The organism is Achromobacter mucicolens (assembly GCF_902859725.1).
In the GTDB taxonomy this organism is placed as follows: Bacteria; Pseudomonadota; Gammaproteobacteria; order Burkholderiales; family Burkholderiaceae_B; genus Achromobacter; species Achromobacter mucicolens.
Window position 1 is genome coordinate 12,579 of the sequence record NZ_CADIJP010000022.1, and the last position, 12,146, is coordinate 24,724.

At 68.7% G+C, this 12,146-nt stretch carries 9 protein-coding genes; 6 read left to right on the top strand and 3 right to left on the bottom strand.

Going from position 1 to position 12,146, the window contains the following annotated elements; all coding sequences use genetic code 11:
* Positions 1-28: 28 nt before the first annotated feature.
* Positions 29-985 (bottom strand): polysaccharide deacetylase family protein, encoded by a 957-nt coding sequence (locus HV786_RS23255; protein WP_175156927.1) that lies wholly within the window; start codon positions 983-985, stop codon positions 29-31.
* Positions 986-1,215: 230 nt separating this feature from the next.
* Between HV786_RS23255 and HV786_RS23260 the strand changes: the two genes are divergently transcribed.
* Genes HV786_RS23260 through HV786_RS23270 form a run of 3 tightly spaced genes read left to right on the top strand, consistent with a single transcriptional unit; the run spans position 1,216 to position 5,801 of the window.
* Complete coding sequence (locus HV786_RS23260; protein WP_175211922.1) at positions 1,216-2,406, top strand: ABC transporter substrate-binding protein; 1,191 nt, start codon at positions 1,216-1,218, stop codon at positions 2,404-2,406.
* Positions 2,407-2,433: 27 nt separating this feature from the next.
* Positions 2,434-3,312: a branched-chain amino acid ABC transporter permease gene (locus HV786_RS23265; RefSeq protein ID WP_056327280.1), complete on the top strand. Its 879-nt coding sequence runs from the start codon at positions 2,434-2,436 to the stop codon at positions 3,310-3,312.
* Complete coding sequence (locus HV786_RS23270) at positions 3,312-5,801, top strand: branched-chain amino acid ABC transporter ATP-binding protein/permease (protein WP_175211923.1); 2,490 nt, start codon at positions 3,312-3,314, stop codon at positions 5,799-5,801. The genes HV786_RS23265 and HV786_RS23270 overlap by 1 nt, the downstream gene beginning before the upstream one ends.
* A 37-nt stretch (positions 5,802-5,838) precedes the next feature.
* On the opposite strand, the gene HV786_RS23275 is transcribed toward HV786_RS23270, so the two are convergent.
* Positions 5,839-6,843, bottom strand: a complete 1,005-nt coding sequence (locus HV786_RS23275; protein ID WP_175211924.1) for an Lrp/AsnC family transcriptional regulator — start codon at positions 6,841-6,843, stop codon at positions 5,839-5,841.
* A gap of 82 nt (positions 6,844-6,925) precedes the next feature.
* Between HV786_RS23275 and HV786_RS23280 the strand changes: the two genes are divergently transcribed.
* The gene (locus HV786_RS23280) at positions 6,926-8,230 is read left to right on the top strand and encodes an MFS transporter (protein WP_056327274.1); all 1,305 of its coding nucleotides are present in this window, start codon (positions 6,926-6,928) and stop codon (positions 8,228-8,230) included.
* An 84-nt stretch (positions 8,231-8,314) separates the two neighbouring features.
* Positions 8,315-9,742, top strand: a complete 1,428-nt coding sequence (locus HV786_RS23285) for an amidase (RefSeq protein WP_175211925.1) — start codon at positions 8,315-8,317, stop codon at positions 9,740-9,742.
* A 58-nt stretch (positions 9,743-9,800) separates the two neighbouring features.
* Here HV786_RS23285 and metK read toward each other — a convergent pair whose 3' ends face one another.
* Positions 9,801-10,964: a methionine adenosyltransferase gene (metK, locus tag HV786_RS23290; RefSeq protein ID WP_056327270.1), complete on the bottom strand. Its 1,164-nt coding sequence runs from the start codon at positions 10,962-10,964 to the stop codon at positions 9,801-9,803.
* Between the two features lie 275 nt (positions 10,965-11,239).
* Between metK and HV786_RS23295 the strand changes: the two genes are divergently transcribed.
* Positions 11,240-12,106 (top strand): lysophospholipid acyltransferase family protein, encoded by an 867-nt coding sequence (locus HV786_RS23295; protein WP_175211926.1) that lies wholly within the window; start codon positions 11,240-11,242, stop codon positions 12,104-12,106.
* The last annotated feature ends 40 nt before the right edge of the window (positions 12,107-12,146 follow it).

The following is a 12,146-nucleotide window of genomic DNA, read 5'->3' on the forward strand; positions in this document are numbered from 1 at the left end:
GAAACACATCAAGGCGGCGGGACAGCGCCTAGTCGATCACGCCCGGCGGCAGGCTGTCCACGTGCCGGCAGATCTCGCCCGGCGTGGTGAACCAGATCTCGCCCCGGTCGCGGGCGGCGGCCAGCGGCGCCAGCGCGCGCCGCAGGTGACGCAGCCGGTACGGCTGGCCGACGATGTACGGATGCAGCGCGATGCCCATGACCAGCGGCTGGCGGACCGCCTGCGCGCGCATTTCCTCGAACTGGTCAAGGATCATATCGGCAAAATCGCGCGCGTCCATCTTGCGGCCCATGATCATCGGAATGTCATTGAGCTCCTGCGGATACGGAATCGCCCACAGGTCGCCCGCGCGGGTGCGCATGCGCATCGGCTGGTCGTCATGGCACCAGTTCAGCGTGTACCGGTAGCCCGCCTCGGCCAGCAGGTCGGGCGTCGCGTGGCTCTCGGAGATCCAGGGCGACAGCCAGCCGGCCGGCTCGCTGCCCGCATGCCGCAGGATGCGGTCGCGGCAATGCGCAAGCAGCGCGCGCTCCTCGGCTTCGGGCAGCCCGCCCTGCCGGTGCGCGTTGCTGTACCCGTGGCCGATCAGCTCGTCGCCGCGCGCAAGAAAGGCATCCACCAGTTCCGGGCAGTGCTCGTACAGCGCGGTATTGATCAGCACGCCGGCCGGCAGGCGCAGTTCGTCGAACAGTTCCAGACAGCGCCAGGCCCCCACGCGGTTGCCGTATTCGCGCCAGGCGTAATTCAGGACGTCCGGATGCGGCGACGGCGGGCCCAGTTCGGCGCCCAGCCCCTCTCCGAAGGCGAAGTGCTCGATGTTGAACCCCAGGTACACGGCCAGGCGCGCGCCGTTGGGCCACGAATAATCGGCGCGGCCGGCGATGCCGCGATACGGAAAGCGGCCGTGGCAGGCGAGGGGTTGCGGCGTCCATGGGGATTGATCGTCGCGCCCCGGTTTAGTGCTTTGAAGCGAGGATGGATTCATTTTGGTGCAAATCCTGAAGCATGATTGTGAACAAAATTGCTGCGGTTTTGGCGACAAAATCCTGGCATCGGTGTGCACAAACCCCGTCTGCGCCGCCCGCGCCCTCCGGCGGCGGGGCGAAGTCGGCATACGGCAGGCGGCGCGGAACAGGTGGCATGGATCTTGCATGAGGGAACGAAGCAGCACTTAACCCCATGCAAGATTCATTCCACTTTTTCAGGAGTGTCCCGATGACCCCGACCCGTCGTTCCTTCATGCGCCGCGCGACCGCCGCCGCCCTTTTCGCCGCGGGCCTGGCCACGCAGCCGGCGCTGGCCGCGGACCCGATCAAGATCGGCCTGATCACCGCGCTGTCCGGGGAGTCGGCGCGCGCGGGCGAAGCGCTCACGCGCGGCATGACGGTCGCCATCGACGAGATCAACGCACGCGGCGGCCTTCTGGGCGGCCGCCAGGTCGTGCTGGTGCGCCGTGACGACGAAGGCAATCCCGCCAAGGGCATGGCCGCCGCGCGCGAGCTGATCTACAAGGAAAAGGTTGCCGTGCTGTTTGGCGGCCTGGACACGCCGGTCTCCATGGCCATCGTGCCCATCGTGAACCAGGAAAAAGTGCCGTTCATGGGCCCGTGGGCCGCCGGCACCGCCATCACGCAGAACAAGGGCAACCCCAACTTCGTGTTCCGCGTGTCCGCAATGGACGAGATCGTCGATAGCGCGATGGTGCAATACGCGCAAAAGACGTTCCAGAGCGCCAAGCCCGGCATGATCCTGGTGAACAACCCGTGGGGCGAGTCCAACGAAAAAGGCCTGAATGCCGCGCTGGCCGCGGCCAAGGTCACGCCCGCCGGCGTCGAGAAATTCCAGCCCAATGACCTGGACATCGTGCCGCAACTGAGCCGCCTGAAGGCCGCCGGCGCCGACACGCTGTTCCTAGTGGGCAACGTGGGCCCGTCGGCGCAGGTGGTGAAGTCGCTGGACCGCATGGGCTGGAAGGTGCCGGTCGTTTCGCACTGGGGCCCTGCCGGCGGCCGCTTCACGGAGCTGGCCGGTCCCAACGCCAAGAACGTGCACTTCGTGCAGACCTACAGCTTTTTCGGCAAGCAGGGACCGGTGGGCGAGAAGGTGATGCAGGCGCTCAAGGCCAAGTATTCCGACATCAAGGGACCGCAGGACATCACGCCCGCCGTGGGTGTGGCCAACGCCTACGACGGCATGCAGCTGGCCGCGCTGGCTATCGCGCAGGCCGGTTCCACCGACGGCGACGCGGTGCGCCAGGGCTTCTACAAGATCGGCAAGTACGAAGGCCTGATCAAGACGTACGAGCAGCCCTTCACGCCGGCCACGCACGACGCGCTGCGCCAGGACGACTACGTCTGGACGCACTTCATCGACAACCGCATCCTGCCCGTCAAGGGCACGCAGTAACGCGGCCGGACCACGCGGGAGACGCGCATGTTGTTGATGTCCGCCATCGTCAGCGGCCTGGGCCTGGGAAGCATGTACGGCCTGATGGCCCTGGGCTTTTACCTGACCTACGCCGTGTCCGGCACGGTGAATTTCGCCCAGGGCAGCTCCATGATGCTGGGCGCCGTGCTGACCTACACGTTCGCCCAGACGCTGGGCTGGCCGCTGGCCATCGCGCTGGTGTTCGCGCTGGCGCTGTGCGCGCTCTACGGCCTGGTCGTGGAACGGCTGGCGGTCAGGCCGTTTGCCAGCCGCGGCTCGAACGCGTGGCTCATGTCCACCGTGGCGCTGGGCATCGTGCTGGACAACGTGGTCATGTTCACGTTCGGCAAGGAGCCGCGCAGCCTGCCGTCGCCGCTGGCGCAAGCGCCGCTTGAAATCGGCGGACTGGGGCTGGGCATCTACCCGCTGCAGTTGCTGATTCCGGTGGTGGGGCTGGCGTTGGCGGCGGCACTGCACACCTTGTCGCGTCGCACCCGTTGGGGCGTGGCGCTGCTTGCCGTGGTGCAGAACCCGAACGCCGCGCGGCTCATGGGCATCCCCGTGCGCCACGCCATCATGGCCGCCTTCGCGGTATCCACGCTGTTCGCGGGCGTGGCCGGCGCGCTGGTCGCGCCGCTCTTTAACGTGACGGCGGACATGGGCACGCTGTTCGGGCTGAAGGCCTACGTGGTCGCCATCCTGGGCGGCATCACCAGCGCGTGGGGCGTGATGATCGCGGGCCTCCTGTTCGGCGTGGTCGAAGCGCTGATCACCGTGGCGCTGGGGTCGGGATACACGCAGATCATCAGCTTCACGCTGGTGATCGTCATGTTGGCCGTGCTGCCCAATGGCCTGTTCGGGCGCGCCGATGTGAGGAAGGTGTGATGAACACGCAATCCGCAACGCGCTGGCTGCCGCCGGCGCTGTACGCCCTGCTGGCCGCGGTGGCCCTGATGCTGGCGGCCACCGTCAACGGCTACTACGTCTTCGTGCTGGGCAACGTGGCGCTGCTGGCGCTGGCCGGCATCGGGCTGAACGTGCTGCTGGGCCTGACCGGCCAGATGTCGTTCGGCCACGCGGGCTTTTACGCCATCGGCGCCTACACGGTCGCCATCCTGACCGGCCAGGCCGGGTGGAGCTTCTGGCTGGCGTGGCCGGCCGCCGCGCTGGTGTGCGCCGCGTTCGGCCTGCTGCTCGCGGTGCCGGCGCTGCGCGTGAAAGGCCCTTATCTGGCGATGATCACGATTGCCTTCGGCTTCATCGTGGAGCACGCGCTGATCGAGGGCGGCGCCCTCACCGGCGGCCAGAACGGCCTGATGGGCATCGTGCAGCCCGCCATCGGCAGCCTGGGCGGCGACCGCGGCGTGGCCATGCTGGCCATCGTGGCGGTGTTTGCCGCGCTGATCGGTTATGCGCTGCTGTCGCGCGGCACGTGGGGCGCGGCCATGCGCGCGGTCAAGGACAGCGAGACGGCCAGCGAATCGATCGGCATCAATCCGCTGGCGGTCAAGGCGGTGGCCTTCATGGTGTCGGCCGCCGTGGTCGGGCTGGCGGGCGGCCTGTATGCGCCGCTGACCGGCATGATCACGCCGCACAACTTCAACTTCATGCAGTCCATCCTGTTCGTGCTGGCGGTGACGATCGGCGGCGCGGGCTCGCTGGCCGGACCGCTGCTTGGCGCGGTGGTGGTGGGCCTGCTGCCGGAAATGCTGTCCAGCCTGGAGGAATACCGCCTGCTGTTCTTTGGCGCCTTCCTGCTGGTGGTGCTGTGGGCCGCACCCGAAGGCGCCGCCGGACTGCTGGCGCGCTGGCGCCGGCGCGCGCAGGCGCAGGGTCTGGCGCCCCGCCACGGCGCCATGCCCACGTCCGCGCGGTCGCGCCGCACGCTGCATGCCGACGCGCTCACCATGACCTTCGGCGGCGTGCGCGCGGTGCAGGCGGTGTCCTTCACCGTGCCGCCCGGCGCCGTGACCGCGCTGATCGGCCCCAACGGCGCGGGCAAGTCCACCGTCATCAATATGCTGAGCGGCTACTACCAGCCGACCAGCGGCAACGTGAAGCTGGGCGATGCGCCGCTGGCCGCGCTGGCGGCCCACCGCGTGGCGCGCAGCGGCATCGCCCGCACCTACCAGACCTCGCAGCTCTTTGACACGTTGAGCGTCGAGGACAACGTCGCGCTGGGCATGTTGCGGGGCCGCCTGGGCGGGCTGCTGGCCTCGCACCGATACGTGGCGGCCGACGTGCGCGAACGCGCGCGCGCCCTGCTCGCGTTCTGCGGCTACGAAGGCGCGCTGGACATCGCCGCGGCCGACCTGCCGCACGTGGACCGGCGGCTGGTGGAAATTGCGCGGGCGCTGGCCACCGACGCCGACGTGCTGCTGATGGACGAACCCGCGGCGGGCCTCTCGCGCGAGGACAAGACGCGGCTGGCCGGACTGCTGCGGCGCATCGCCGACGCGGGCGCGGGCGTGCTGCTGGTCGAGCACGACATGACGCTGGTGATGGGCGTGTCCGATCACATCGTGGCGATCGACGCCGGGCGCGAACTGGCGCAGGGCAGCGTTGCCGAGATCCAGCAATCCCCCGAAGTAAGGCAAGCCTACCTGGGCGACGAGGCGGCCCGCCGTGCGCCGGCCGCGCGGCAAAGGCCGGCGGGCGAGTCGCTGCCGCCCGAGGTGCTGGGCGTGGGCAACCTGACGACCGGGTACGGCGCCAACCCCGTGCTGCACGGCATCGATCTGCAAGTCAGGCAAGGCGAAATGGTGGCGCTGCTGGGCGCGAACGGCGCGGGCAAATCCACGCTGATGCGCACGCTGGCCGGGCTGCACCGGCCGGCGCAGGGCGGTATGCACCTGCAGGGCCAGGAGCTGCACGCCCTGGCCGCGGACCGCATCGTCGCGCGCGGCCTGGTGCTGGTGCCCGAAGGCCGCCAGGTATTTCCCGGGCTGAGCGTGCTGGACAACATCCGCCTGGGCGCCTTCCTGCATCCGGAGGACCGCGAGGCGCGCGTCGAGGAAATGCTGACGCGCTTTCCGCGCCTGCGCGAACGGCTGCACCAGCGCGCGGGGCTGCTGTCCGGCGGCGAGCAGCAGATGCTGGCGATTGCGCGCGGCCTGATGGCCAAGCCCGTGATCCTGCTGCTGGACGAGCCGTCGCTGGGCCTGGCGCCCAAGATCATTGACGAGCTGTTCGAGGCGCTGGACCGGCTGCGCAAGGAATCGATGACGATCCTGCTGGTGGATCAGATGGCCGCGCTGGCGCTGTCGCTGGCCGACCGCGCGTACGTGCTGGAATCCGGCCGGGTCGCGGCGCACGGCGCCGCGGCCGACATCGCGCAGGACGGCGCGCTGGCCCGCGCGTACCTCGGCGCCTGACCGGCGGGACGGCGGCAAGGCGGCTGCCGTCTACCCGTCAGGCCGCGTCCGGATCCAGCCGCGCCCCCGCGCGCACAATGCCGCAACGCTTGTGCGCGCGCATCACCACGCCCACCTCGCTGTTCAGCACCCCGTCCAGTTCACCCAGCCGGCGCGTCACCACGTCCCACAGATGCAGGCTGTCGCGGCACAGCACGTGCCAGAACAACTGCGAGGCGCCGCTGGTGCCGAACAGGCAGCGCGTGTTGGGGTCCAGCGCCAGATGCGCGGCCAGCGCGTCGACCGCCTTCGGCCGCACCTGCACGGAAATCACCGCCTCCACCGGAAAGCCCACCAGCGCCGGCTCGACTTCGACGCGAAAGCTCAGTGCGCGGCGCTCCACCAGGTTCTGCAGCAGGCGATGCGCGGTCGGTTCGCTGACGCCGGAGCGCTCGGCCAATTCGGCCAGGCTGGCGCGCCCGTCGCGCATCAGGTGCGACACCATACGCTGCTCGGGATCCGTCAACGCCGCGGGCGGCGACAGCCGCGGCGCGTCCGCATCGCCGCCGGCCTGCGGCTGGATGCGCCACTGGCCCGCGCGCCGGAATGGCCGCAGCACGAGCCGCGCCTCCACGTGTTCGACGCCATCGATGGACGGCAGCACGCGGGTCACCACATCCGGCATGTCAGCCGCGTCGGCAAGCGTCAGCTCGGCCATCAGGTCGGCCGATCCGGCCAGCGTCACGACGAGCTGGCTGATGTCCAGCCGCGCCAGGCGCTCGGCCACGTCCGGCACGCGACCCGAGCGGCAGCGCACCCACGCGTGCAGCACCATGCCACGCCCGGTGGCCAGCGGATCCGGCTCCGCGATGACGCGCAGCGCGTCCGCGTCCATCAGGCGCTTGATGCGCCGCGCCACGGTCCGCTCTGCAATGCCGGTTGCCGCGCCCAGCTCCCGCCAGGAGGCCCGAGGCTGCGCCTGCAGCGCGACGAGGCACGCGAGATCCGTCTCGTCCAACGCGCCGATTAGGGAATTACCCTTACTTGACGTGACCATATTCATTAATCTAACGTTCGCGCATTGATAAAAACACAAATTTTATTGGTCTATTTGACCAAAAAATAAAACCCACTTTGAGGACGTCATGAGCAGCACATCCGCAACCTTGCGTCAGGCGCAAGGGGCAAGCGCCCCGCCCGTTTCGCGCGGCCGCACGATTCTGGCCGGTAGTGTAGGCAATGCGGTGGAATGGTTCGATTGGACCATCTACGCGTCGTTCGCCATCTTCTTTTCCAGCCAGTTCTTTCCGCCGGGCAACGAAACCACCGCCCTGCTCGCGACGTTCGGCATCTTTGCGGTGGGCTTTTTCATGCGTCCCGTCGGCGGCTGGGTGCTGGGTATCTTTTCGGACCGCTATGGCCGCAAGGCCGCGCTGGGACTGACGATCCTCATGATGGCGGGCGGCTCGCTCATCATCGCCATCACGCCCACCTACGCCACCATCGGCATTGCCGCCCCCCTGCTGCTGACCGCCGCGCGCCTGCTGCAAGGCCTGTCGCTGGGCGGAGAGTATGCCTCGGCCACGACCTTTCTGGCGGAAATGGCGCCGCCCAACAAGCGCGGCTTCTACTCCAGTTTCGTGTTCTTCAGCGCCGCGGTCGGCATCCTGGCCGCCTCGGCCGTGGGCTGGATCCTCACCACCGTTCTCACCAAGGCCGACATGGCCGAGTGGGGCTGGCGCATCCCGTTCATGCTGGGCGCGCTGGGCGGCCTGGCAGGCATGTGGATCCGTCGCGCCATCCCGGAAACCGAAGCGTTCTCGCACGCCAAGAAGGCCGGCGTTGAAAAGCAGCCGCTGCGCACGCTGCTGCGCGACCACCCGCGCGAAGTGCTGCGCATCGTCGGCTTCTCGGTCCTGACCACGTTCGCGTTCTACATCTTCGTGGCCTACGTGCCCACCTATGCCATCCGGCAGGTCGGCGCCGATCCCAAGACCGCGTTCGCGGCCAACACCGTCGCGCTGATCGTGTTCATGCTGGTGCAGCCGCTGTTCGGCATGCTGTCCGACCGCATCGGCCGCAAGCCGCAGCTCATCTTCTTTGCCGCGGGCTACCTGATCTTCTTCTACCCGATCATGACCACGCTCGGGCCGTCGTTCGGTTCGATCCTGGCGGTCGAGCTGTTCGGGCTGGTGCTGTACGCCATGTACACCGCGATTGCGCCCGCCATCATGTCCGAACAGTTTCCCACCAGCGTGCGCGCCGTCGGCATCGGCACGCCGTACAACCTGGTCGTCGCGCTGCTGGGCGGCACCACGCCCTACCTGCTGACCTGGCTGCAAAGCAAGGGCATGGAGCGCTGGTTCTTCTATTACGTGCTGGCTGGCGCCGTGATCACGCTGATCACCTTCATCCGCATGCCCGAGACGAAGGGCCAGGTCCTGAAATAGGCCGTCCTCTTCTCGCGCCCTTCCCACACATCGCTTTCCGGTCCCGCCGCGGACCGGAAGGCTTTTTCCTTTTCGATGAGACTCATGCCCGCCCAAGACATCGACCTGCATTTCCAGGATGCGCGCCAGCTTGCCCGCGCCATCCGCGAGCGCAAGCTGCGTTCGCGCGATCTCACCCTGCATTTCCTTGACCGGATCGAACGCGGCGGGGCGCTGGCGGCCTACAGCGTGGTCACGGCCGAGCGCGCGCTGGCGCAGGCCGAAGCGGCGGACCGGCTGCTGGACGCTGGTATTTGCGCTGGTCCCCTGCATGGCGTGCCCGTCGCGGTCAAGGACAGCGTGCAGTGGGAAGGCACCGTCGTCAGCGGCGGCTCTCAGGCGCGTGCAGGCGTCGTCAGCACCGAGACCGCCGCCGCGGCACGCGGACTGGCGGCAGCGGGCATGGTGATCCTGGGCAAGACGCGCATGACGGAATTCGCGTTCGGCCTGTCGGGACAGAACCCGACGCAGGGCACCGCCCGCAATCCGTGGGACGCCAACGTGGCGCGCGCGCCCGGCGGTTCGTCCAGCGGCGCGGGCGTGGCCGTGGCCGCGGGCCTGGCCCCGATCGCGCTGGGCGGCGACACGGGCGGCTCCGTGCGCGCGCCGGCGGCGCTGAACGGCGTGGTGGGCTACAAGCCGTCCTCCGGTCTCATCAGCCGGGCCGGCTGCCTGCCGCTGTCCGAGACGCTGGACGTGCTGGGCCCGATCGCGCGCACCGTCGCCGACGCGCGCCTGCTTACGCAACTGCTGGCCGCGCCGGACGTCGATGACGCCGCCACGCTTGCGCTGCCCGCCACCTGCTTCACCAGCCTGCGGCACAGCGCCCCCCGCAAGCCCGGCGCCGTCGCCGTGCTGGCGCCGCAGTCCTGGCCCGCCCCGCTTACCGACGAGGCGCTGCAAGCCTGGCACGCGGCGCAGCAACGCCTGGCGCAGGCCGGCTATACGCCCACCGCCTGGCATCCGCCCGCGTCGCTGTCCTTTGCCCGCATGGCCGACGACAACTCGCTGGTGCTGGCCTACGAGGCCTATCGCCATTTCGGCGCGCTGGCCGAAGACCTGTCGCAACCGTTGTGGGACGTGGTGCGCGCGCGCATCGCCGCCGGCGGCCGGATCACGCAGGCCAGCTACGAGGCCGCGCTGTCGCGCCGCCAGGCCGACATAGCGGCCTTCGGACAGGCCATGCAGGGCATCGACGCCTTGCTCATGCCCGCGATCGATCAGGCCGCGCAGGCGCTGGACGCGCAGGACACCCGCCACGCCGGCCTGGGCAAGCTGCTGCGCCCGGCCAACTTCCTGGGTGCGGCGGCGATCGCACTGCCGTCAGGCCTGGACGCGCAGGGCTTGCCGTGCGCCGTGCAATTGCTGGCGCCCGCGGGCGCCGATGCCGCGCTGCTCGATTGCGCGGCGGCGCTGGAGGCCGTGCTGTCGCCCGTGCCGCGGCATCCGGACCTGTCGGCCTGGGGACTCTGAAAAAGAAAAAGCGCCCGATCGGATCGGGCGCTTTTTTCAACCGGGGTAGCGGTTCGCGTCAGGCGGACTTCTTCAGTTCCTGGACCTTGTCCGTGGCTTCCCACGAGAACTCGGGCTCGGAGCGGCCGAAGTGGCCGTAGGCGGCGGTCTTGGTGTAGATCGGGCGCAGCAGGTCCAGCATGTTCACGATGCCCTTCGGACGCAGGTCGAAGTGCTCGCGCACCAGTTTGGCGATCTGGTCGTCGGGGATGACGCCCGTGCCTTCCGTGTAGACGGTGATGTTGATCGGTTCGGCCACGCCGATGGCGTAGCTGACCTGCACCTGGCACTGGCGCGCCAGACCGGCGGCCACGATGTTCTTGGCCACGTAGCGGGCGGCGTAGGCGGCCGAACGGTCGACCTTGGACGGATCCTTGCCCGAGAACGCGCCGCCGCCGTGCGGGCAAGCGCCGCCGTACGTGTCGACGATGATCTTGCGGCCGGTCAGGCCGCAATCGCCTTGCGGGCCGCCGATGACGAAGCGGCCGGTCGGGTTGACCAGGAACTTGGTCTTGGGCGTGATCAGGCCTTCGGGGAAGCTGGGCTTGATGATGTCTTCGATGACCGCTTCGCGGATGGTCTCTTGCGAGACTTCCGGCGCATGCTGGGTCGACAGCACGACGGTGTCGACTTCGGCGGGACGGCCGTCGACATAGCGGAACGTGACCTGCGACTTGGCGTCCGGACGCAGCCAGCCAAGGCGGCCGTCCTTGCGCAGTTCGCTCTGGCGCTGCACCAGGCGGTGCGCGTACCAGATCGGGGCAGGCATCAGGTCGGGGGTTTCGTCGCAGGCGTAGCCGAACATCAGGCCTTGGTCGCCCGCGCCCTGGTTCAGGTAGTCTTCCGAGCTGCGGTCCACGCCCTGCGCGATGTCGGGCGACTGCTTGTCGTAGGCGACCAGCACCGCGCAACCCTTGTAGTCGATGCCGTACTCGGTGTTGTCATAGCCGATGCGGCGGATCGTGTCGCGCGCGACCTGGATGTAGTCGACGTTGGCGGTGGTGGTGATTTCGCCAGCCAGCACGACAAGGCCCGTGTTGCACAGCGTTTCGGCTGCGACACGCGCGTTCGGGTCTTGCGTGAAGATGGCGTCGAGGATCGAATCGGAGATCTGATCGGCAACCTTGTCGGGGTGCCCTTCGGAGACGGATTCGGAAGTGAAAAGAAAATCGTTGTTGGCCACAGATGCGTCCTTAGTGTCCGGTCTTGCCGGCGCATAGGTTCTCGAGGCGCGTTGCACCCCGGTCTGCATGACAATGCCAACTGGGCGCGACGCTTTAGCGGATTTGGCACGGGCCGCGCTAAGCGCTTTACCCTTGCCGTCGCCCCGCAAGTTGTCGGTTAACTCCGCGACTGGGCGCATTTTAAGCGAAAATGCCGTTCTTATGCTTGCGGCCGGGGTGTATCCATATGCCTCGATCAGCGGTAATACCCTGCCCGATTTCAACCTTTTGAAGCATGTTGCTGCCCCTGTTCCGACTTTTTGCCGCCCTGCCGCTCCCCGTCGCGCATGCGATCGGGCGGTTCGCGGGGCGCGCCATCTACGCCTTGCCGGGCAAGTACCGGCGGCGCCTGCAGGCCAATGCGGCGCAGGCCGGCTACCCCGGCGCGGCGTTCGCGCGGCGCGCGGCAGCCGAAGCCGGCGCGATGATCCTGGAAAATCCCCGCGTCTGGTTCCGCAACCAGGAGAGCCTGGCGCAGGTGATCTCGGACGATGACGACGTCGTCGCCGCCGCCCGCGCCGAAAACCGGGGCATCCTCTTTCTGACCCCCCACCTGGGCTGCTTCGAGATCACCGCCCGCTATCTGGCCCGCCAGATGCCCATGACGGTGATGTTCCGCCCCCCGCGCAAGCAAGCGCTGGCGCCGCTGCTGGAAACGGCGCGCAACAGCTCGGCCGTCAATGCGGTGCCCGCCAACATGCAGGGCGTGCGGGAATTCGTGCGCGCGTTGCGCCGCGGCGAATCCGTCGGCATGCTGCCCGATCAAGCCCCCAGCGTGGGCGACGGCGTGTGGGTGCCCTTCTTCGGACGCCTGGCCTACACCATGACGCTGCCCGGCAAGCTCGCGTCGCAGACCAATGTCCCCATCATCCTCACTGCCGGCGAACGCCTGCCCAAGGGCCGCGGCTGGCGCATCCATTACGTCCGGGTGCCCGAGCCGCTGCCGGCCGAGCCCGAGGCCCAGGCCGCGCTCATCAACGCCGCGATGGAAACGCTGATCCGCCGCTGCCCCGACCAGTACCTCTGGAGCTACAACCGCTACAAGACCCCGCGCGGCGCCACGCCGGCGCCCGGCGCCGAACCGCCGCCCCCGGCCGCCTGAACCTTTCAGCCGATCCCGCCGCCCGGTCTCATTCCGCATC